General features: G+C 74.9%; 16 protein-coding genes. 8 read left to right on the forward strand and 8 right to left on the reverse strand.

What is annotated here, in order from left to right; genetic code table 11:
- Positions 1-14: 14 nt before the first annotated feature.
- Complete coding sequence (locus J0910_RS05330; RefSeq protein WP_420157397.1) at positions 15-1,127, reverse strand: citrate synthase 2; 1,113 nt, start codon at positions 1,125-1,127, stop codon at positions 15-17.
- Between the two features lie 117 nt (positions 1,128-1,244).
- On the opposite strand from J0910_RS05330, the gene pdxH reads away from it, so the two are divergent.
- From pdxH to J0910_RS05345, 3 genes are all read left to right on the forward strand, one after another.
- On the forward strand, positions 1,245-1,910 hold the full coding sequence (pdxH, locus tag J0910_RS05335) for a pyridoxamine 5'-phosphate oxidase (protein WP_420157398.1): 666 nt from the start codon (positions 1,245-1,247) through the stop codon (positions 1,908-1,910).
- A gap of 282 nt (positions 1,911-2,192) precedes the next feature.
- Positions 2,193-2,897, forward strand: a complete 705-nt coding sequence (locus J0910_RS05340) for an iron-dependent transcriptional repressor DtxR (protein WP_420157399.1) — start codon at positions 2,193-2,195, stop codon at positions 2,895-2,897.
- 159 nt (positions 2,898-3,056) lie between these two features.
- Positions 3,057-5,318 (forward strand): ATP-binding SpoIIE family protein phosphatase, encoded by a 2,262-nt coding sequence (locus tag J0910_RS05345; RefSeq protein ID WP_420157400.1) that lies wholly within the window; start codon positions 3,057-3,059, stop codon positions 5,316-5,318.
- Positions 5,319-5,381: 63 nt separating this feature from the next.
- Here J0910_RS05345 and J0910_RS05350 read toward each other — a convergent pair whose 3' ends face one another.
- On the reverse strand, positions 5,382-5,549 hold the full coding sequence (locus tag J0910_RS05350) for a hypothetical protein (RefSeq protein WP_026120084.1): 168 nt from the start codon (positions 5,547-5,549) through the stop codon (positions 5,382-5,384).
- A gap of 39 nt (positions 5,550-5,588) precedes the next feature.
- On the reverse strand, positions 5,589-6,731 hold the full coding sequence (locus tag J0910_RS05355) for an acyl-CoA dehydrogenase family protein (RefSeq protein WP_420161894.1): 1,143 nt from the start codon (positions 6,729-6,731) through the stop codon (positions 5,589-5,591).
- A 219-nt stretch (positions 6,732-6,950) separates the two neighbouring features.
- Here J0910_RS05355 and J0910_RS05360 point away from each other — a divergent pair, with 219 nt between their 5' ends.
- Together J0910_RS05360 and J0910_RS05365 are read left to right on the forward strand one after the other, a co-directional pair.
- Positions 6,951-8,990, forward strand: a complete 2,040-nt coding sequence (locus tag J0910_RS05360) for an MDR family MFS transporter (RefSeq protein WP_420157401.1) — start codon at positions 6,951-6,953, stop codon at positions 8,988-8,990.
- A gap of 88 nt (positions 8,991-9,078) precedes the next feature.
- Positions 9,079-10,221, forward strand: a complete 1,143-nt coding sequence (locus tag J0910_RS05365) for an acetyl-CoA C-acetyltransferase (RefSeq protein WP_420157402.1) — start codon at positions 9,079-9,081, stop codon at positions 10,219-10,221.
- A 449-nt stretch (positions 10,222-10,670) separates the two neighbouring features.
- On the opposite strand, the gene J0910_RS05370 is transcribed toward J0910_RS05365, so the two are convergent.
- Together J0910_RS05370 and J0910_RS05375 are read right to left on the reverse strand one after the other, a co-directional pair.
- Positions 10,671-11,882, reverse strand: a complete 1,212-nt coding sequence (locus J0910_RS05370) for a winged helix-turn-helix domain-containing protein (RefSeq protein WP_420157403.1) — start codon at positions 11,880-11,882, stop codon at positions 10,671-10,673.
- Positions 11,883-12,017: 135 nt separating this feature from the next.
- Complete coding sequence (locus J0910_RS05375) at positions 12,018-13,973, reverse strand: acyl-CoA dehydrogenase family protein (RefSeq protein WP_420157404.1); 1,956 nt, start codon at positions 13,971-13,973, stop codon at positions 12,018-12,020.
- Positions 13,974-14,123: 150 nt separating this feature from the next.
- Between J0910_RS05375 and J0910_RS05380 the strand changes: the two genes are divergently transcribed.
- Positions 14,124-15,218, forward strand: coding sequence for a WD40 repeat domain-containing protein (locus J0910_RS05380; RefSeq protein ID WP_420157405.1), 1,095 nt, complete (start codon positions 14,124-14,126; stop codon positions 15,216-15,218).
- Positions 15,219-15,914: 696 nt separating this feature from the next.
- On the opposite strand, the gene J0910_RS05385 is transcribed toward J0910_RS05380, so the two are convergent.
- On the reverse strand, positions 15,915-17,303 hold the full coding sequence (locus J0910_RS05385; protein ID WP_420157406.1) for a sensor histidine kinase: 1,389 nt from the start codon (positions 17,301-17,303) through the stop codon (positions 15,915-15,917).
- Positions 17,304-18,032, reverse strand: a complete 729-nt coding sequence (locus tag J0910_RS05390) for a response regulator transcription factor (protein ID WP_420157407.1) — start codon at positions 18,030-18,032, stop codon at positions 17,304-17,306. It abuts the gene before it with no gap.
- A 302-nt stretch (positions 18,033-18,334) separates the two neighbouring features.
- Here J0910_RS05390 and J0910_RS05395 point away from each other — a divergent pair, with 302 nt between their 5' ends.
- Entirely contained in the window at positions 18,335-19,123 is a 789-nt protein-coding gene (locus J0910_RS05395; protein WP_420157408.1) for an exodeoxyribonuclease III, read from the forward strand.
- Between the two features lie 91 nt (positions 19,124-19,214).
- On the forward strand, positions 19,215-20,099 hold the full coding sequence (locus J0910_RS05400) for a ribokinase (RefSeq protein WP_420161895.1): 885 nt from the start codon (positions 19,215-19,217) through the stop codon (positions 20,097-20,099).
- A gap of 85 nt (positions 20,100-20,184) precedes the next feature.
- On the opposite strand, the gene J0910_RS05405 is transcribed toward J0910_RS05400, so the two are convergent.
- Positions 20,185-20,802 carry a YceI family protein gene (locus tag J0910_RS05405; protein WP_420157409.1) on the reverse strand — a complete coding sequence of 206 codons (618 nt, stop codon included), beginning with the start codon at positions 20,800-20,802 and terminating at the stop codon, positions 20,185-20,187.
- Positions 20,803-21,121 lie beyond the last annotated feature (319 nt).

Consider the following 21,121-nt stretch of genomic DNA (forward strand, 5'->3'; position numbering starts at 1 on the left):
CCCCGGGGCGCCCCTCAGTCCCCCTCGGCGAGCGCCGCCCCGGCGCCGGGGACGTCGGAGAGCGGGCGCTCGGCCGGGCCGGTGTAGTCGGCGCTGGGGCGGACCAGGCGGCCGGTGAGCTTCTGCTCCAGGACGTGCGCCGACCAGCCGGCGGTGCGGGCCGCGGTGAACAGCGCGGTGAACAGGTCCGCGGGGACCTCCGCGAAGTCCAGCACCACCGCCGCCCAGTACTCCACGTTGGTGGCCAGCACCCGGTCCGGCTTGCGGGCCTCCAGCTCCTCCAGCGCGGCGGCCTCCAGCGCGGCCGCCGCCTCGTAGCGGGGCGCGCCCAGCTCGCGGGCGACCCGGCGGAGCACCCGGGCGCGCGGGTCCTCCGCCCGGTACACCCGGTGGCCGAAGCCCATCAGCCGCTCGCCCCGGTCCAGCACCCCGGTGACGTAGCCGCGCGCGTCGCCCAGCCGCTCGGTCTCGTCCAGCATGTGCAGCACCCGGGCCGGGGCGCCGCCGTGCAGCGGCCCGGAGAGCGCGCCCACCGCGCCGGACAGCGCCGCGGCGGCGTCCGCCCCGGTGGAGGCGATCACCCGGGCGGTGAAGGTGGAGGCGTTCATGCCGTGCTCGGCCGCCGAGGTCCAGTAGGCGTCGACCGCCCGCACGTGCGCCGGGTCCGGATCGCCGCGCAGCCGGACCATGAACCGCTCCACCGCGGTGCGGCCCTCCGCCACCCGCTCCTCGGGCACCTCGGCGAGGCCGGCCTCGGCGCGCGCCGCCGCGGCGATGACCGCCAGCGCGGTCGCCGAGACCCGGGCGATCTCCTCGCGGGCCTGCCCGCCGTCCAGGTCCAGCAGCGGCCGGAGGCCCATCCGCGGGGCGAAGGCGGCGATGCCGGCCTGCACGTCCACCCGCACGTCGCCGGTGCGCACCGGGCCGGGCACCGGGTCGGCCGGGGGCAGCCCCGGGTCCAGTTCCCCGTCGACGAGCAGACCCCAGACCCTGCCGTACTCCACCTTCCCGACCAGGGACTCGATGTCCACGCCCCGGTAGCGCAGCGCACCGCCCTCCCGGTCGGGCTCGGCGATCTCGGTCCGGAAGGCCGTGACTCCTTCGAGTCCGGGAGTGAACTCCGGCATGGCGGCTGCCTCCGCAGGTCGGTGACGTCGGTGCCGCGGCGGGGCGGGCGGCCGTGCGGCCGGGCGCACCCGCGGCGGCTGGCGCTAACCTCCGAGGACGTGTGAGGATGCACCCTTGTGAGTCATTCTGACCCTGCTGAGCTGCGGGAACCCTATTCCGGTGCACCACTTCGCCGGAGCGGGCTGCCCGCCCACCCGCTGGACCTGTTCGACGCGTGGTTCGACGAGGCGGCCGCCGAGGGCCTGGCGGAGCCCAACGCCATGGTGCTGAGCACCGTGGACCCCGACGGGACGCCGCGCTCCCGGACCGTGCTGCTCAAGGGGTTCGACCGGAGCGGCCTGCGGTTCTTCACCAACTACCGGTCCCGCAAGGGCCGGGCGCTGCTCGCGGAGCCGCGGGCGGCCGCGCTCTTCCCCTGGCACGCGGTGCGCCGCCAGGTGATCGTGACCGGGCGCGCCGAGCGGCTGAGCGACGCGGAGAACGACCGGTACTTCCGGTCCCGCCCGCGCGGCTCGCAGATCGGCGCCTGGGCCAGCGAGCACCAGTCCTCCCCGGTCGCCGAGCGGTCCCTGCTGGACGAGCGGTACGCGCACTGGGAGCGGTTCTGGGAGGGCGAGCCGGAGGTGCCCCGGCCGGACTACTGGGGCGGGTTCCGGATCGTCCCCGCCGAGGTGGAGTTCTGGCAGGGCGGCACCGACCGGATGCACGACCGGTTCCGCTACCGGTCCGCCCCGGCCGGCGCGTCCGGCGGGAGCTGGGAGATCGACCGGCTGGCCCCCTGACCCGGGGCCGCGCGCCCGGCGGCGGACCGGGCGGTCCGCCGCCCCGCTCCCGGGGAGCGCGCGTCGCCTGCGGGAGCGGCCCTGCGGGGCGCCCTGGCGTACCCTTCGTCACGCTATGATGGGGCCCACCGGTGGCCGCTTTCCGAGGGCGGCGACGACGGGCGAGAGCGGGGCCGACGGCGGCCCCGGGCCCGGTGTCCGCGTTGGGAATCCGACGCCGCCGGCCGGTGTTGGGAGTTCTGCCGCGGCGAACGCCCGACGGCGGACGAGGGGAGGAGAACGTTGACCGCGCACGGGCTCATCGACACCACGGAGATGTACCTCCGCACGATCTTCGAGCTCGAGGAGGAAGGCATCGTTCCTCTTCGGGCCCGCATCGCCGAGCGCCTCCAGCAGAGCGGCCCCACCGTGAGCCAGACCGTGGCGCGGATGGAGCGCGACGGCCTGCTCCGCGTCGAGAACGACCGGCACCTGGTCATGACGGAGGAGGGGCGCCGCCTCGCCACCCACGTCATGCGCAAGCACCGCCTGGCCGAGCGGCTCCTGGTCGACGTGATCGGCCTGCCCTGGGAGGACGTGCACGTCGAGGCGTGCCGCTGGGAGCACGTCATCTCCGAGGCGGTCGAGGAGCGGCTGATCGGGCTGCTGAACGCCCCCTCGGTCTGCCCGCACGGCAACCCCATCCCCGGCCTGGACGAGCTGGGCCTGGAGAACTACTCGCCGGAGCCGTTCGCCGACGACTCGATCCTGCCGATGACCGAGATCGCCAACGGCGCGGAGACCAGGGTCGCGGTCCGGCGGATCAGCGAGCAGATCCAGAGCGACCCGGACATCATGCTCTCCCTCAAGGACGCGGGCGTCCGGCCGGGGCAGGAGGTCGTCCTCCTCTCCACCGACGACGGCGTCCGGGTGGGCCGCGAGGACGGCGGCGAGCCGGCCGAGCTGTCCCGCGAGGTCGCCAGCCATGTGTTCGTCGCCAAGCTCTGATGTCGCCGACGGCGCAGGCCCCGGGGCGGCCCCGGCCCCGAAATGTCGCGTTGCTCTGCGGGTTTGCGTCCTATAGGGCTATGCTCGGGCGAAAGCGGGGGCGATCCGGAACGCGCGGGTCATCATGACGCGGGTCATTGACGGCAAGGTGGCGGCTGAATGAAGCGGTGGGGGGAAGCCTTCTACGACGACAGCGCGGTCACCGGGGAGACGGTCGTCGAGCGGGCGCAGATCGCCGTCATCATGACCGACCGCTTCAGCCACCTGCGCTATTGGAACGCCTACGCCCGCGACCTCTTCGGGTTCGTGGACGGCCGGGACCCGCTCGGCATCTCCTTCCTGGACATCGGCATCCACGAGTCGGACCGGGAGCGCGCCGCCCAGCTCGCCCGCCGGGTGCTCAAGGGCGAGACCTGGGAGGGCACCTTCGGCGTGGTCCGCGCCGACGCCACCTGGATGCACATCCGGGCCCAGGCCGTGCCGGTCCGCGACGAGCAGGGCGCCGTCGAGGGCATGGCGATCTTCGCCTACGAGGCGATGCGCAGCGGCCGGGTGGAGGAGCAGTACGGGCTGCTGGAGCGGATCGGCGACCGGCTGGCCGGATCGCTCCGCTACGACGGTGCGCTCAAGGCCGTCGCCGAGACCCTGGTGCCGCAGTTCGCCGACCACTGCTTCATCGACCTCTACGACGGCGACCGGCTGGTCCGCCGGGTCTCCATGCACGCCGAAGGGTGGTCGCCGCCCCCGGGCACCTGGTCCGACGTCGGCCAGGAGGTCCGCTACCCGGAGCGGAACGTGGCCGCGCTGGCGATGCGCCGGCTGGAGGCCATCGCCGTGGACGACCTCTCCTATCCCCCCGGATCACTCGACGAGGGCTCCGCCCGCGCCGTCGAGCAGGTGGGGGTGAGCTCGGCCGTCGCGGCGCCCCTGCGGGCCCGCGGTGAACTCCTGGGCGTGCTGACGCTCGCCCTGTCCCGGCTGACCCCGCGCGACAAGACCTCCTACGACGGCTTCGACCGCGACCTGGTCGGCGCGGTCGCCGGCCGGGTCGCGCTGGCCATCGACAACGCCCGGCTCTTCGAGGAGGAGCGCAGCACCGCGCTGGCCTTCCAGAACAGCCTGCTGCCCAACACCTTCCCGTCCTTCGACGGGCTGTCCATCGCGCACCGCTACGTGCCCGCCCGGCCGCTGGAGTCCCAGGGCCGCGGCGTGCAGACCCAGGTCGGCGGCGACTTCTACGACGTGGTGCCGCTGTCGGCGGGCCGGGTCGGCATCGTCGTCGGCGACGTCGAGGGGCGCGGCCCGCACGCCGCAGCGGTGATGGGGCAGCTCCGCGCCGCGCTGCGCGCCTTCGCCCAGGCCGACCGGGAGCCCGCGGACATCCTCCGCGAGCTCGACGAATGGGTGCGCAGACTGGGCGTGCCGGACGGCTCCGGCGGCACCTGGGTGCCCAGCGTCAGCTGCCTGTACATGGTCTACGACGCCTGGTCCCGGGAGCTGTCCTACGGCAACGCCGGCCACCCGCAGCCGCTGCTCATCTCCGGCGGCGAGGTCATCCCGCTGGCCCTGGAGGTCACCGACTCGCTGCTCGGCGTGAAGACCCGCGGCGTCCCCTACGACGAGGCCATCTACCACCAGGCCGACCTCACCCTGCCGGCCGGGGCGACGCTGCTGCTCTACACCGACGGACTGGTCGACCGGAGGCCGGCCGGCGGCGGGACCGCGGACGAGGGGCGGGCACTGCGCCGGCTGCGCGAGCGGGTCCGCACCGTGGCCGACTCCGACGTGGAGCGGATCGCCGACGTCGCGCTGGGCGCGGTGCCCGGGGAGAACGACGACGACACCGCGCTGCTGGTGGTCCGCACCCACCCCGACGAGCTGGCGCTGCGCGAGGGCTGGTTCGTCGCCGAGGCCCCCACCGTGGCGGAGGCGCGCCACCTGGCCGCGGCCACCTTCAAGGAGTGGGGGATGGACGCCGGCCAGTCCGAACTGGCCTGCCTGCTGGTCTCCGAGATCGTCACCAACGTGGTCATCCACGCCACCCCGCACCCGGTGCGCCGGGAGTTCACCGCCGACGGCGTGGTGGACTCCGCCGATCCGCTCGGCGGCCTGGGGCTGCAGGGCGGCGCGGACGACTTCTCCGAGGACTGGTCGGACCTGCTGGAGGAGGTCGCCGAGGCGTCCGACGAGGACACCCCGGAGCAGACCCGGTTCCTGCTCCGGCTGCGCCGCGGGGCGTCCTCGGTGTGGGTGGAGGTCTTCGACGACGACCTGCGGCTGCCCCGGATCCGCAGCGCCGGCGCCGACGACGAGGGCGGGCGCGGCCTCTACCTGGTCGACCAGCTGGCCGACCGGTGGGGGTCCAGGCCGACCCCCACCGGCAAGGCGGTCTGGTTCGAGATCTCGATGAAGGGCGACTGAGCGCCGCTCCGCCGGCCGCCCGTGCCCGCGCGCCCGGACCGCCGGGGCGCGGGCGGGCCCGGGTCAGCGCCAGGACCACGCCCACAGCAGCAGCACCAGGAAGATGAAGAAGACCACGATCCCCCCGGTGCTCCAGGGGATGTGCATCTTGGGGCGCAGTTTGCGCACCCCGATGACCAGCAGGAGGACAAGCAGTCCCAGGACGATCAAGCCGTCCCATGCACCCGTCATGACCCTGGAGACCTTTCGCCGCGACCGAGGGGGCGGTGGCTACAGGCCCATGGAGCGGCCCACGATCTCCTTCATGATCTCGGTGGTGCCACCGAAGATCGATTGGATCCGGGCGTCCTGCCAGGCCTTCGCCACCGGGTATTCCATCATGTACCCGTACCCGCCGTGCAGCTGCAGGCACCGGTCCATCACCTTGTTGGCCAGCTCCGAGCACCACCACTTGGCCTTGGCGGCGTCCTCCACCGAGAGCTCGCCCCTGTTCAGCAGGGTGATGGCCCGGTCCACGTAGGTGCGGGCCAGGTCCACTTCGGTGGCCAGTTCGGCCAGTACGAAACGGGTGTTCTGGAACTTGGAGATCGGCCGGCCGAAAGCCGTCCGCTCCTTGCAGTAGGCGATGGTGGCGGCGAGCATCGCCTCGGCGCCGGCGGTGGAGGAGACCGCGATGGAGAGCCGCTCCTGCGGCAGCTTCTCCATCAGGTGGACGAAGCCCTTGCCCTCCTCGCCGATCAGGTTGGCGGCGGGCACCCGCACATCGGAGAAGGAGAGCTCGGCGGTGTCCTGGGCCTTCAGCCCGATCTTGTCCAGGTTGCGGCCGCGCTCGAAGCCCGCGGCGCCGCGCTCCACCACGAGCAGCGAGATGCCGTGCGCGCCCGCCTCCGGGTCGGTCCGGGCCACCACGATCACCAGGTCGGAGTTGATCCCGTTGGTGATGAACGTCTTCTGCCCGTTGAGGACGTACCCGTCGCCGTCGCGTACCGCGGTGGTCCGGATGCCCTGCAGGTCGCTGCCGGCGCCGGGCTCGGTCATCGCGATCGCGGTGATGGTCTCCCCGGAGCAGAACCCGGGCAGCCAGCGCCGCTTCTGCTCCTCGGTGGTGAGGTCGACCAGGTAGGGCGCGATCACGTCGTTCTGCAGGGTGAAGCCGAGGCCGCTGGCGTGCGCCTTGCAGATCTCCTCGGAGAGGACGGCGTTGAACCGGAAGTCGCGCACCCCGCTGCCGCCGTAGGCCTCGGGGACGCCCAGGCCGAGCAGTCCGACCCGGCCCGCCTCGGCCCACACCTCGCGGGGGACGATGCCGTCCTTCTCCCACCGGTCGTGGTGCGGCTTGACCTCCCGGTCGAGGAACTCGGCGACCGACTCCCGGAAGAGGTCGTGCTCGGCTTCGAAGAGCTCCCTCTGCATGGACATGACTCCTTCGCGCACGGGGGCCGCCCGGAGGCGGGGTTGTGCCGCCAACGTTAACCGAATCCCATTCGGTTTTGCACGGTCCAAATCGCGGCAAAGCCGGGGTCTCCCCCCTCCGCCGGAGCCGGGCCCGGCCCGGCCCGCTTCCTAGGGTCGGGAAGGGGCGCCCGCCCCGGGCGCCCGCGGCTCGCGGACGGCGACGGGGGGAGCGGCCGGATGGGCAGGCACGAGGCGGCGGTGCGCAAGCGGCGGAGCGGCGGGGCGGAGGAGCCGCGGGTCGCGGTCATCATCGCCGCGCTGCTGCTGACCGTGCTGGTGGCGGCGCTGAACCAGACCGTGGTCGCCACCGCGATGCCGCGCATCGTCTCCGACCTGGGCGGGCTGAGCCACATCTCCTGGGTGGTCACCTCCTACCTGCTGGCCGTCACCGCCTGCACCCCGCTGTGGGGCAAGCTCGGCGACCAGTTCGGCCGCAAGTGGGTGCTGCTGGTCTGCCTGGCGGTCTTCCTGGCCGGGTCGGCGCTGTGCGGGCTGGCCGGCGGCTTCGGGACCCTGGTGGCCTACCGCGCGGTCCAGGGCATCGGCGGCGGCGGGCTCATGGTGCTCGCCCAGGCCGCGATCGGCGACATCGTCCCGCCGCGCCGGCGCGGCTCCTTCATGGGCCTGTTCGGCGCGGTCTTCGGGGTGGCCAGCGTCGCCGGGCCGCTGATCGGCGGGTTCATCGTGGACAACCTGTCCTGGCGGTGGGTGTTCTACGTGAACCTGCCGCTGGGGGTGGCGGCGTTCCTGGTGCTGATCGCCGCGCTGCCCGCGACCCGCGGAACCGCGCGCACCAGGGTCGACTACGCGGGCATCCTGCTGCTGGCCGCGGCGTCGGTCTGCGCGGTGCTGGTGACCTCGCTGGGCGGCACCGCCTACGGCTGGCTCTCGGTGCAGGTCATCGGGCTGATCGCGGCGACGGTGCTGCTCGCCGTGCTGTGGTGGGCCGCCGCCCGGCGGGCGGACGACCCGGTGATGCCGCTGTCGCTGTTCCGCAGCCCGGTGATCGTCGCCTCGGCGGCGATCAGCTTCGCGGTGGGCTTCGCGATGATGGGCTCGATGGCCTACATCCCGCTGTTCCTGCAGGTCGTGCACGGGTATTCGCCGACCTCGTCCGGGCTGCACCTGCTGCCGATGGTGGCGGGCATGCTCGTCTGCTCGATCGCCAGCGGGCAGCTGCTCACCCGGACCGGGCGGTACAGGATCTACCCGATCATCGGCTCCGCGCTGGTCGCACTGGCGCTGTTCCTGATGTCCGGGCTGGAGCCGGACACCCCGTTCCCGGTGCTGGGCGGGTACCTGCTCCTGCTGGGCAGCGGGCTGGGGCTGACCATGCAGGTGATCGTGGTCGCCGCGCAGAACGCCGCGGACTACCGGGACCTGGGCGCGGCCACCTCCGCGGCCACCTTCTTCCGCTCGATCGGCGGGTCGATCGGCACCTCGGTGTTCGGCGCGGTCTTCGCCGCGCAGCTCGCCGCGAACATCGCGGAGCGGATGGCCGGGGTCGCGCTGCCGCCCGGCGCCGACCCGCGGGAGCTGCAGAACGACCCGAGCGGACTGGCCGAGCTGCCGCCGGAGGCGCGGGCGGAGTTCCTCGGCGCCTACGCCGACTCGGTGGACGCGGTCTTCCTGTCCGCGGTGCCGCTGGCGCTGGCCGCGTTCGTCGTCGCGCTCTTCCTCAAGCAGATCCCGCTGCGCACCACCATCGGCCCGCCGGACCTGGACGAAGTGGTGGCGCCGGTGCGCACCGACCGCACCGCCGTGGCCGAGCTGGAGCGCGCGGTGTACCGGGCGTTCGGCAGGGAGGGGGCCCGGCACGCCTACCTCAGGCTGGCCGAGGAGGCCGGGCTGGAGCTCTCCCCGGGCGCCTGCTGGACCGTCACCCACCTGGCCGCCACCGGCCCGATCGGCGCCGAGGAGCTCTCCCGGATGTCGCACGGCACGGTCGAGCAGGACGAGTCGGTCCACCGGGAGCTGCTCCGGGCCGGCCTGCTCCGGGACGCTTCGCCCACCTGGGAGCTGAACCCCCAGGGGCGGGACGCCGCCCGCCGGCTCCGCGAGGCCCAGGAGCGGACCCTGCGCGGGCTGCTCAGGGAGTACGGCCCGGCGGACCACCCGGAGCTCAACGCGGCCCTGCACGACCTGGCCCGGTCCTGCCTCGGCGACGAGGAGGACGCCGGCCTGGTCCGCGAGGGCGGTGACGAGCGCCGCCTGTAGCGGACCCCGGTGCCGGACTCGCGCGGCGAAACCGAATATGGTTCGGTTAAGGTAGTCCGCACCGAACAGGCTCCCCCAGGAGGACCGCATGGCTGAGGCATTCATCGTCGGGGCCGTCCGCACCCCCGTCGGCACCAAGAAGGGCGCGCTGGCCGGGGTGCACCCCGCGGACCTGGGCGCACACGTCCTCAAAGAGCTGATGCGGCGCACCGGCGCCGACCCGGCGGCGGTGGAGGACGTCATCATGGGCTGCGTGAGCCAGGTCGGCCCGCAGGCCCTGGACCTCGCGCGCACCGCCTGGCTCTCCGCCGGGCTGCCGGAAACGGTCCCCGGCGTCACCATCGACCGGCAGTGCGGCTCCTCCCAGCAGGCGATCCACTTCGCCGCGCAGGGCGTGCTCAGCGGCACCCAGGACCTGGTGGTCGCCTCCGGCGTGGAGAACATGGGCATGGTGCCGATGGGCGCCAACGCCAAGTTCGCCATCGACGAGGGCCTCCCGCTCTTCGGCGACGGCTGGACCGAGCGCTACGGCATGCAGGAGATCTCCCAGTTCCGCGGCGCCCAGCTGATGGCCGAGAAGTGGGGCTACAAGCGGCAGGACCTGGAGGAGTACGCCCTGGAGAGCCACCGCCGGGCCGGCGCGGCCCTGGCGGACGGCAGGTTCGACGCCGAGATCGCCCCGATCGCCGGTGTCGAGCGGGACGAGGGCGTCCGCCCGGACACCACCCTGGAGAAGATGGCCGGCCTCAAGCCGCTGCGCGACGGCTGGGCGCTGACCGCCGCCGTGGCCAGCCAGATCTCGGTGGGCGCCGGCGCGGTGCTGATCGCCTCCGAGGCCGCGGTGGAGCGGCACGGCCTCACCCCGCTGGCCCGCATCGTGCAGCTCTCGGTGGTCGGCGACGACCCGGTCTACATGCTCACCGCCCCGATCCCGGCCACCCGGCTGGCCCTGGAGAAGGCCGGACTGGGCATCGGCGACATCGACGTCACCGAGATCAACGAGGCCTTCGCCCCGGTCCCGATGGCCTGGGCCGAGGAGCTCGGCGCGGACATGGCCAAGGTCAACCCGAACGGCGGCGCGATCGCCCTGGGCCACCCGCTCGGCGCCACCGGCGCGGTGCTGATGACCAAGCTCGTCCACGAGCTCGAGCGCTCCGGCGGCCGCTACGGCCTGCAGACCATGTGCGAGGGCGGCGGCCAGGCCAACGTCACCGTCATCGAGCGGGTCTGACGGGCCGGGGACCCGCCCGGCCGCCTGGGGAGCACGGCCCTCCGCCCTTCGGACCCGCGGAGAACCGCCGACCGGGCGCCCCCGGCCCCGCCGACCGGATCCGCGGCCCCGCGGCGCCTTCCGGGGGCCGGCCCCCGGAGCGGGCGGGCCCGGGAGGCGGCCGGGCGTGCGGTCGGCCGCCTGAAGTGTTCGGCCGCCGCCCGCCCGCCTGGAGCCTCAGCCCCGCGCCTGCCTGCGCCGGGCCCCGGCCCCGCGCCCGCCTTCATCGAGAAGCACCACCCTGCGACGGTGCCGGGGAGGGGCGGGCCGGCTGCAGGGCGGCCCGCGGCCGGACACTCCGGGCGACCGGGTGCGTACCCGACGGCCTCTGAGCCGGGGAGGGCCCGGCCGGTGCGGTGGGAGGCTCCGCTCCGCTGCGGGCAGGCGGCCGGAGCCCTCCGGCGGCCCGGTCAGCCCTGGTGGACCGGGCCGTGCTCCAGGCCGAGCCAGGCGGCCATCGACTCCAGTTCGGCGCGGAGCTCGGCGGCGGTCTCCGGCGGGGCGCCGTCCTCCAGAGTGGTGCGGCGGACCAGGAGCCGGCCGGAGGCCCGGTCGGACTTGAGGTCGGCCCGGGCGACCAGGCGGTCGCCGAGCAGGAACGGCAGCACGTAGTAGCCGTGCACCCGCTTGGCGGCCGGCACGTAGATCTCCAGCCGGTACCGGAAGCCGAACAGGGCCTCGGTCCGGCTCCGCTCCCACACCGCGGAGTCGAACGGGCTGAGCAGCGCCCGGGCGTGCAGCCGGCGCGGCACCCGGGCGTCGGCGTGCAGGTAGGCGGGGGAGTCCCAGCCCTGCACCGAGACCGGCACCAGCTCGCCGGAGTCGACCAGGCCGGCGACGGCGGCGCGCCCCTCGGCGGCGCTCAGCCGGAAGTAGTCGCGCAGGCAGCGCTCGGTGCCGACGCCGTGCGCCCGGGCGGCGATCCGGACCAGCTCGCGGCGGGCCTCCTCGGGGTCGGGGTCGGGCGCGCCGTGCACCTCGGCGGGGAGCACCCGCTCCGGCAGGTCGTAGCGGCGCTCGAACTGGGCGGTGCGCCCGTTCGCGGTCACCTCGCCGGCCCAGAACAGGAACTCCAGCGCGCGCTTGACCAGCGACCAGTTCCACCCCCAGTGGTCCTTGGCGCGCGGCGCGTCGTGCTCCAGGCCGGCCTCGATCTCCCGCGAGGTGGCCGGCCCGATCCGGGCGACCTCTTCGCGCACCGCCTTCACCAGCTCCGGCTCGTCCCGGGCGATCTGCCGCATGCCGCCCCAGGCCTCGTCCCGGGCGCGCGCCATCCGCCAGCGCAGCATCCGGTGCGTCGAGGGCGGGACCAGGCTCGCCTCGTGCGCCCAGTACTCCACCAGCCGCCCGCCGCGCCGGGTGGCCGCCCGGTCCGGCAGCGCCCGGTCGTAGGGGCCCAGCCGGGCGAAGAACGGCAGGTAGTGGCTGCGGGAGAGCACGTTCACGCTGTCGATCTGGACCACGCCGATCCGGTCGACCACCCGCTGCACGTGCCGCATGGTCGCCGCTCCGCCGGGTCTCCGGTCCGCGAACCCCTGGGCGGCCAGCGCCACCCGGCGGGCCTGGGCGAGGGAGAGCACCGAGTCGCGGCGCGGATGCGGAGCGGGAGGGGAGTCGTACATGAGTACTAACGTAGTAGCGGTTCGGTCCGCCCGCCACCGCCCCGCCGGGGCCCGCGGCCCCGCGGTCCCGAACACCCCCGGGAACGTCTCGCAGCGGAACCCCGCGGCTCCCGGCGGCCGCCGGGCCCGGGGCGGTCAGCCCATCCGGCGGTGGTGGTCCTCCTTCCCGGTGGGGCCGGGGGCGGCGTCGGCGATGAGGGGGCCCGGGGCGGACGGGTCCAGGGCGCCCTCCTCCAGCCAGGTGTAGCGGTCGGCGAGCAGGCGCTCGGCGACCTTGGCGTCGGTGCCGTCGGTGTTGGCCCACAGCGCGCGGAACAGCTCCTCGACGCGGAGCCGGGAGCGGCGGCAGAAGGCGTCGGCGAGCTCCTGGCCGGCTCGGGCCCGGTCGGGGTCCCCGGCGTGCTCCCGGCGCTCCGCCTCGGCGCGGACCACCGCCGCGCTCATCGCGAACAGCTCGGCGCCGATGTCGACCAGCCGGGCCAGGAAGGCCTGCCGCTCCTCCATCCCGCCCTGCCACCGGGACATGCCGTAGAAGGTGGACCGGGCCAGCCGGCGGGCGGCCCGCTCGGTGAAGCGCAGGTGCCCGGCGAGCGGCCCGAACCCGCCGAACGCCCCCGGGCGCTGCCCCTCGCCGACCACCAGGCCGGGCAGCCAGGAGGCGTAGAAGCCGCCCGCCTTGGCCAGCGCGCGGGCCTTGGCGGCGCCGTCCGCGTCCGGGTCGATCAGGTCCCCAGCGACCGAGAGGTGGGCGTCCACCGCCTCCCGGGCGATCATCAGGTGCATGATCTCAGTGGACCCCTCGAAGATCCGGTTGATCCGCAGGTCGCGCAGGAGCTGCTCGGCGGGGACGCCGCGCTCGCCCCGGGCGGCCAGCGAGTCGGCGGTCTCATAGCCGCGCCCGCCGCGGATCTGCACCAGCTCGTCGGCGATCTCCCAGGCCCGCTCCGAGGCCCACAGCTTGGCGATGGCCGCCTCGATCCGGATGTCCCGGCGCCCGTCGTCGGCGAGCCGCCCGGCCAGTTCCACCATGGCCTCCATGGCGTAGGCGGTCGACGCGATGAACGCGATCTTCTTGGCGATCTCCTCGTGCCGGCCGACCGGCCGGCCCCACTGCACCCGCTCGCGCGCCCACTCCCGGGCGATCCGGGTGGCCCACTTGCCCGCGCCCACGCAGATCGCGGGCAGCGACAGCCGGCCGGTGTTCAGCGTGCTCAGCGCGATCTTGAGGCCCTGCCCCTCGGCGCCGATCAGGTTGGCCGCGGGCACCCGCACCCGGTGGAAGCGGGTGACGCCGTTCTCCAGCCCGCGCAGCCCCATGAACCGGTTCCGGTTCTCCACCGTGATGCCCTCGGAGCCGCCCTCGACGACGAACGCGCTGATCCCGCCGCGGCGCCCGGGGCCCTCCGGCACCCGGGCCATCACCACCATCAGGTCGGCGACCACGCCGTTGGTGGTCCACAGCTTCACACCGTCCAGCAGGTAGGCCGAGCCGTCCCCGGTCGGGACCGCGGTGCTGCGCAGCCGCGCCGGGTCGCTGCCCACGTCCGGCTCGGTGAGCAGGAACGCGCTGATCTCCCCGGCGGCGCAGCGCGGCAGGTACTCCCGGCGCTGCTCCTCGGTGCCGAACGACTTCAGCGGCTGCGGCACCCCGATCGACTGGTGCGCGGAGAGCAGCGCGCCGATCGCCGGCGAGACCGAGCCGACCAGGGCGAGCGCCCGGTTGTAGTGGACCTGGCCCAGGCCCAGGCCGCCGTACTCGCGGGGGATCTTCATGCCGAACGCGCCGAGCTCTTTCAGGCCGCGGACCACCTCGTCGGGGATCTGCTCCTCGCGCTCGATGCGCTGGGCGTCGATGCCGGAGCAGAAGCCGCGCAGCCGGCCGAGGAACCCGGCGCCGGCCCGCTCGGCCTCCTCGTCCGGTGCCGGGCAGGGGTGGACCAGGTCGAGCCGGAGCCGGCCGAGGTAGAGCTCCTTGCCGAAGCTCGGCAGGCGCCACTCGGTCTCGCGGGCGGCCTCGGCGACGGCCCGCGCCCGCCGCTCGTCGACGCCGCCGTCCCCGGGGGAGGGGCCGCCCGTGTTCACCGCCGTCATATCGGGATCACCTCGCAGGTGGGAGGGGGTGCGGTCCGCGGCGGCCGCGGGCCGCCCGCTCCGCCGTGGCGTACATCACACACCTACCCGCCGGTACCGCCGGTGAAGCCCGGCGCCCGGCTGTCCGAGGCGGGGCCTAGGTTGCCGCGCATGACAGATGAGCGCATGATCCCCGAGCTGTCCGGCCGGGCCCGGTGGCGCACCCGCCACGACACGACCTCCCTCATCGAGGTGGACGGGGCGCCCCTCGCCGTCGGCGTCGACGAGGAGGGGGTGCTGCACACCTGCGACCTGCGCACCGGCGCCCGGACCGAGGTCCCCCTCGACCTCGACCCGCAGACCCTGGTGGGGCCGCTGCTCCACGATGAAGAGGACGAGGAGTTCGAGGAGGACGAGGAGGACGAGGAGGACCTCTCCGAGTACGAGGTCGACACCTACAAGCTCGCTGCCCGGGTCGCCGCGCTGCACCTCGGCGGGCGGCCGGTGGTCCTCACCGGGGCCGACCGCTTCGACGTGCTCATGACCGACGACGACTACGGGGGCGGCGCGGTGCGGGCCTGGGACCTGCGCACCGGCCGCATGATCGGCCGCCCCATGGACGGGCACGAGCTGGGCGTCACCGCGCTGACCGCGCTGGCCGGCCCCGGGGCGGCGCTGTCGGTGAGCAGCAGCGAGGAGGGCCGACTGGTCGTCTGGGACCTGGACCGGGGCGAGCGCGTCGCGAACCTGGCCGGCTCCTACAACGGGGTGATGGGAGCCGGGTTCGCCGGCGGCCGCCCGATCGCCGCCACCGGGGGCCACCACGACTACGTCGAAGTGTGGGACCTGGCCGCCGGGGAGCGCATCGGCGAGCCGCTGACCGGCATCGACGGTCCGGTCCGGGCCATCGCCGTCACCGAGGTCGAGGGCCGGGCCGTGGTCCTGGCGGCGGGGGACGCCGATACCGCCCTGTACCGGTGGGACCTGGTCGGCGGCGGGTCGGCCGGCGCCCCGCTCACCGGGCACACCGACTCGGTGATCGACCTTGCCGCCGTGGTCGCCGGCGGCCGCCCCATCGCGGTGTCCGGCGCGGCGGACCGCACCGCCCGGGTGTGGGACCTGGCGGGCGGCGGGCAGATCGGCGCCCCCATCGAGGGGTGCTGGCTGCTGGAGGACGTCGCCGTGATCGGGGGCGTCCCGGTCGCGCTGACCTCCAGCCTGGAGGGAGAGCTCCAGGTCTGGGACCTGGATCGGGCCGCCCGCTGAGGGCCCGCCCCCTCCGGGCGGCCCGCGGCCCGGAGGGGGGCGGTGCCCGAGGGCGCCCGGACGCCCCGCGCCGGGTCGGTACGGGTACCACCGGACCGGAGCAGGGGCGCCCGCCCCGCTTCCGCCGTCCCGAAGCGGAGGACCGCCTTCCGGCCGATGCGGCCCCGCATCGGCGGGCGGTCCCGGACCGGGGGCGGACCGGTGCCGCGTCGGCGGGCGGCACGCGGGCGGGCGACCGCACGGCGCCCGGCCCTGCCCGGGGCCCGGTGCCGCTTTCGGCCGGGCGGCCGTACGGCGCGGCCGGTGGCGGCTTCGGCCGTCCGTCCTTCCCGCACGGGCCGGGCCGAGCGGCAGGCACGCAGCGGGCCGGGGCCAGGCGCCCGGTGGGTGTGAGTCCGGCGTTGGCGCGGGCAGTGTGAGCCATCGGGGGCCTTCCGGTCAGCGGTGCAGATCTCGCAATCCACACCGGTACCGGGGCCCTCTCGTCGTATGTCAGCAGGGCTGGGCGTTCCCGGCCTTTATGGTCGGTGCAGCTGGGCCCTGTTCCGCGGATGCCTTCGGGCCGGGTGCTCCGCCGGGGGCGCGGGCGGGCGGCGGTTCGCGCGAGCCGTCTCGCTCCGGCCGTCCCGGGCGGCGGTGCGAGCGCGGTCGGCGCCGCCGGCGTCGTTCATGCCGCCCCCGCGCCGGGGCTCCGCGCTAGCGGTAGGGGAAGCGGACCGTGACCCGGGTGCCGGCGCCCGGCGCGGAGGCGATGCCCGAGTCGCCGCCGTGCGCGTCGGCGATCGCGGCGACGATGGACAGCCCCAGGCCGGAGCCGCCGCCGGGGGAGCGGGTGCCGCGGTGGAACCGGTCGAAGGCGCGGCGGAGGTCCTCGCCGGACATCCCCGGGCCCTCGTCGGAGATCTCCAGGGCGGCGTGCGCCGGGCCCGCGCTCAGCCGGACCCGGACCGGGGTGCCCTCCGGGGTGTGCTCGGCGGTGTTGGCCAGCAGGTTGGCCAGCACCTGCCGGAACCGGGCCTCGTCGATCCGGCAGGGCAGCCGGTCCGGGGCCTCCAGCGAGATCTCCCGGTCCGGGGCGACCACTCGGGCGTCGGCGACCATCTCGCGCACCACCGGGACCAGGTCGGCGGTCTCCAGGTGCAGCGAGCCGCCGCGGTCCAGCCGGGCCAGCTCCAGCAGCTCGCCGACGAGCCGGCTCATCCGCTCCGACTCGTCCTCGATCCGGCGCATCGCCCCGCCCAGCTCCTCCTCGGGCACCGCGCCCTGCCGGTACAGCTCGGCGTAGCCGCGGATCGTGGTCAGCGGGGTGCGCAGCTCGTGCGAGGCGTCGGCGGCGAACGCGCGCACCCGCTCCTCGGACTCGCGCTGCGCCGCGAAGGCCTGCTCCAGCCGGGCCAGCATGGTGTTGATCGCCCCGGCCAGCCGCCCGACCTCGCTGTTCTTCTCCGTGTCGGGCATCCGCGCGGACAGGTCGGAGCCGGTGGAGATGCGGTCCGCGGTGGTGGCCATCCGGTCCAGCGGCTCCAGGCCGCGCACGATCAGCCAGCGCCCGGCCAGCGCCAGCCCCCCGAGCAGCAGCACCGCGGTGACCATCTGGGTCAGCACCAGCTGCCAGGGGTACTCCTCGCGCTCGTTGGTCGGCACCAGGGTGACCATCAGGCCGCCGGGGCGCGGCCGGACGGTGGCGCGGAACGGCGGCACGGTGGCGTCCCGGCCGTCCAGGTCGAAGATCTCCTGGGTGCCGGCCCGGTCGTGCAGCCGGCGCAGCGGCACCTCGGCGATCCGCTCCAGCGCGACGTCGTCCCGCTCCAGGTCGCCGTAGACCTGGGTGACCTTGCCGGTGCGGCCGTCCAGCAGCACCACCAGGTAGGGCGAGGGGCTGGGCGCCTCGACGCCGACCGGCGGGGTGTCGTTGTCCAGCCGCACCATGGCGCTCTCCGCGGCCAGCGTCACCTGGTCGTCGATCCGGTCGGTGATGAACCCGCGCATCGTGACGAAGCCGACCACGCAGGTGACCAGCAGGCCGACGGCGGTGACCGCGATCAGGCCGGTGAGCAGCCGTGAGCGGAGCCTGCCCGGAGGCATCTACCGGGCGTCCGGGGCGCGCAGCGCGTAGCCGACGCCGCGCTGGGTGCGGATCAGCGGCGGGCCGTACCGGTCCAGCTTGCGGCGGAGGTAGCTGATGTAGGTCTCCAGTACCTGGGACTGCCCGGTGTACTCCCCGCCCCACACGTTCTCCAGGATCTGGGCGCGGGTCACCACCTGGCCGGCGTTGCCGGCCAGGTAGGCGAGGAGCCGGAACTCGGTGGGAGACAGGTCGATCGGGCGGCCGTCCCGGCGCACCTTCCACTTGCGCTCGTCGATCTCCAGGTCGGCGTAGTGGATCAGGCCGACGGAGCCGCGGACGCCGGTCCCCTCCCCGGCGGGGGCGTCCCGCTTGGCGCGGCGGAGCAGCGCGCGGATCCGGGCGATCAGCGCCTCGACCGAGAACGGCTTGGTGACGTAGTCGTCGCCGCCCAGCGAGAGGCCGGTGACGGTGTCGGTCGGGGTGTCCCGGGCGGTGAGGTAGATGACCGGGACGTCGTCGCCCCGGCCGCGCAGCTTGCGGCAGACCTCGAAGCCGCTGATGTCGGGGAGGAGCACGTCCAGCAGGATCAGGTCCGGCTTCTCCTCGCGGGCGCAGTCCAGCCCGGTGGCGCCGTCCCCCGCGGAGCTGACGGTGAAGCCGTGGAAGCGCAGGGCCGCGCGGACGAGGTCCCGGATGTTGGGTTCGTCGTCGATGACCAGCACGTGCGGCGGGACATCGTCGGCCATGGCTTCCTCCTCGGTGCTCTCGTCTCCTCGGCGACCCCTCCATGATGCCGCAGCCGGGACGGGGTCCCTGCCGCCTCCGCCGCCCGGGGCGCGGCCCGGACCCGGTCCGCGCGGTGAAACCGAGAAGAGGCGAACCGTTTCGGTTCGCGGCGCGTCGGAGAGGAATGAGAAGGACCGGCGCGGGGCGGGCCGCCGCGGAGGACGGCCGCAGCGGCCCGCCCCGCCCGCCTTCCGCCCCCGGATCGGCCCGGATCCCGTGCGGGCGCCGCCGGATGTCGCCGCCGGGCGCTAGCCTTGCCACCGTGCGAATCGCAACGTGGAACGTCAACAGCATGAGGGCCCGCGCGGACCGGGTCGCCGCCTGGCTGGAGCGGAGCGACGCGGACGTCGTCGCGATCCAGGAGACCAAGTGCCGGGACGACCAGTTCCCCGCCTCCGTCTTCACCGACCGCGGTTACGAGGTGGCCCACCACGGGCTGGGCCAGTGGAACGGCGTCGCGCTGGCCTCCCGGGTCGGCCTGGAGGACGTGCGCACCTCCTTCGACGGCCAGCCCGGGTACGGGGAGCCGGAGGAGGCGGAGGCCCGGGCGGTCTCCGCGGTCTGCGGCGGCGTGCGGGTGTGGAGCCTGTACGTGCCGAACGGGCGCGAGATCGACCACCCGCACTACGCCTACAAGCTGCGCTGGCTGGAGGCGCTGCGCGGGGAGGGCGCCGCCCGGCTGGCCGAGGACCCGCGGGCGCAGATCGCGTTCTGCGGCGACTTCAACGTGGCCCCGCAGGACGACGACGTGTGGGACATGGCCGCCTTCGAGGGCAAGACGCACGTCACGGAGGCGGAGCGGCAGGCCTTCCAGGAGCTGGGCAAGGCCGGGTTCGCCGACGTGGTCCGCCCGCACGCCCCCGGCCCCGGCGTCTACACCTTCTGGGACTACCAGGGCCTCTCCTTCCCGAAGAAGAAGGGCATGCGGATCGACTTCCTGCTCTGCTCCCCGGCGCTGGCCGACCGGGTGTCCGGTGCCCGGATCGACCGGGAGGAGCGCAAGGGCAAGGGCGCCTCGGACCACGCCCCGGTCCTCGCCGACCTGGACTGACGGGCTCCGGCGCGACCGGGCCGCTGCGCTGAGTAGAGTCGTCGGTGTGAACGCAGGACACGCAGAGCAGACAAAGCCCTCGCGGCCGAGGATCGCCGTCTTCGGCAGCGTCAACATGGACCTGGTCGCCTACGTGCCGGTCCGCCCTGGCAGCGGGGAGACCGTCGGCGGGACCGAGTTCCGCCAGGTCCCCGGGGGCAAGGGCGGCAACCAGGCGATCGCCGCCTCCCGGGCCGGCGGCGACGTCGCCTTCCTCGGCGCGGTCGGGGACGACTCCTTCGGGGTGCAGATGCGCAGCGCCCTGGTGGACAGCGGGGTGGACACCTCGGCGCTGCGCACCGTCCCCGGTCCGTCCGGGGTGGCGCACATCGTGGTGGAGGACGGCGGCGCCAACTCCATCATCGTGGTGCCCGGTGCCAACGCCGCGATGACCGCGCTGGACGGGAACGACCGCCGGGTGCTGGAGGGGAGCGACGCCCTCCTGCTCCAGCTCGAGCTGCCGATGGAGGGCGTGATCGCCGCGGCCGGGGCGGGCCGCGAGGCCGGGGTGCGCACGGTGCTGACCCCCGCCCCCGCCCGGGAGCTCCCCGACGAGCTGCTGGACCGGGTCGACCTGCTGGTCCCCAACCAGCACGAGGCGGAGGCGATCACCGGCGAGTCCGACCCGCGCCGGGCCATGGCGGCGCTGCTGGAGCGGGTGCCGGAGGCGCTGATCACCCTCGGGTCGTCCGGTTCGCTCTACGGCGTCCGCGGCGCCGAGCCGGTCGAGGTCGCCGCCCGCCCGGTGGAGGCGGTCGACACCACCGCCGCCGGCGACACCTTCTGCGGCGCCTTCGCGGTGGCCCGCGCCGAGGGGCGCGGCCCGGCGGAGAGCATGGCCTTCGCGGCGGCGGCCGCCGCCCTGTCCGTGCAGCGCCAGGGCGCCAGCACCTCGATGCCGGAGCGGGCCGAGATCGACGCGCTGCTGGCGGGCTGAGCGCCGGCGCCCCGCCGCGGGCGCGGCCGCTCCGGCGGCCGCGGACCCGGGGCGGGGCACCGGGGCGCCGCAGGGGCGCGGAGGCTCAGGCGATGTGCCCGATCCCGCGCAGCCACTCGGTCGGGTCGGCGTCCTGCAGCCGGATCTCCAGGACGACGTCGACGGTGTCGCCGATGATCCGGGCGCCCCACGGCGTCGGACCGACGTCCTCGATGCCGAAATCGGAGAGCGAGATCCGGGTGTCGGCGGCGAAGAAGTGGCCGTGCACGCCCTCCGGGTCCTGCAGGTCGGGGGCCTCGCCGCCCCACCGGCAGTCCAGCGAGACCGGCCGGGTGGCGCCGTGCAGGGTGAGCTCCCCGCGCATCCGGAAGGCGTGCGCGCCGCGGCCGCGCCGCTCCAGGCCGGTGGCGGTGAACCGCATCTCCGGGTGGGCCGCGGTGTCGAGCAGGTCGGGGGAGCGCAGGTGCCGGTCGCGGGCCTCGACCCCGGTGTTCAGGCTCTCCGTGCGGATGACCGCGTCGACCTCGGTCGCGGCGGGGTCCTCCGCGACCCGGACCACCCCCCAGGAGTCGCCGAAGGTGCCCTGCACCCGGCCGAAGCGCAGGTAGTGCGCGACGAAGATGATGCAGGAGTGGGCCGGGTCGATGTACCAGGTCCCCGGTGCGATCTCCGGGGCGCCCCCGGGCTGATCCTCGTCCGACATGTGGTGGTTTCCCCCTGTTAGTCGTTTTTCCGGTGCCAGGCTAGACGCCGCGCGGCGGTCGTTCCGCCCGCCGACGGGTCCGGGGCCGCTCCGCGGGACCTTCGGCCCTTGCCGGTCCGCCGGACGGTGCTGTAGGCAGTCGCGTTGGTCACACCCGGGCGGTGGAACAGGGGCGGAACCGCGGGTATATCGGGGTTTGCCGGTTTTCGGCGTTCGGCGCGGGGGTGTCGCGAACCGTCGCGGTTCTTTACAGTTCGTCCCTGGGTGTCGTTCACGACCCCGCCGGACCGTGAGACCGCGGTCTCCCCACACGGAATTC

This window comes from Nocardiopsis oceanisediminis (assembly GCF_048595525.1).
GTDB classification, from domain to species: domain Bacteria; phylum Actinomycetota; class Actinomycetes; order Streptosporangiales; family Streptosporangiaceae; genus Nocardiopsis_A; species Nocardiopsis_A oceanisediminis.